The 352-nt window shown below is 49.7% G+C and carries 1 protein-coding gene; it reads right to left on the bottom strand.

Translation table 11 applies throughout. From position 1 onward, the window contains the following. Positions 1-129: 129 nt before the first annotated feature. Positions 130-352: TetR/AcrR family transcriptional regulator C-terminal domain-containing protein (locus HBA93_RS19525; protein WP_221724397.1), on the bottom strand; the 223-nt coding region annotated here is incomplete at its 5' end.

The following is a 352-nucleotide window of genomic DNA, read 5'->3' as shown; positions in this document are numbered from 1 at the left end:
ACGTAAACTGCTTTTTTGAACAGAGTAGCGCAAATCTGTGCCGCTGCAATCATAATCCTGAGTACATGCTGGCTTAAGCGCTCGCCGGATTTGACCTGATAGCCTGCAGGATGCGGAAAAGGGGGGAGCTTATACCGTCGCTTGAGTATCCGGTTTTGTACCATAGGCGGCGAAAAACATATTCACTGCGGATTCCACATTATAGCGAATTTGCTCCGGCGTTGGTGCCTCTTCCATATAGGCAAACAAGCGCTGGCGATAAATGCCTGCCAGAAACAGTTCCGCCAGCTGATAAGCGGCATGTTGCACGTCCGGAACGCAGATAGCACCTTGTTCAACAAGGGTTTCAATA

Source organism: Ochrobactrum sp. SFR4 (assembly GCF_019730395.1).
In the GTDB taxonomy this organism is placed as follows: Bacteria; Pseudomonadota; Alphaproteobacteria; order Rhizobiales; family Rhizobiaceae; genus Pseudochrobactrum.
The sequence above is the reverse complement of the archived record's forward strand: the minus strand, read 5'-3'. Positions and strand labels throughout refer to the sequence as shown.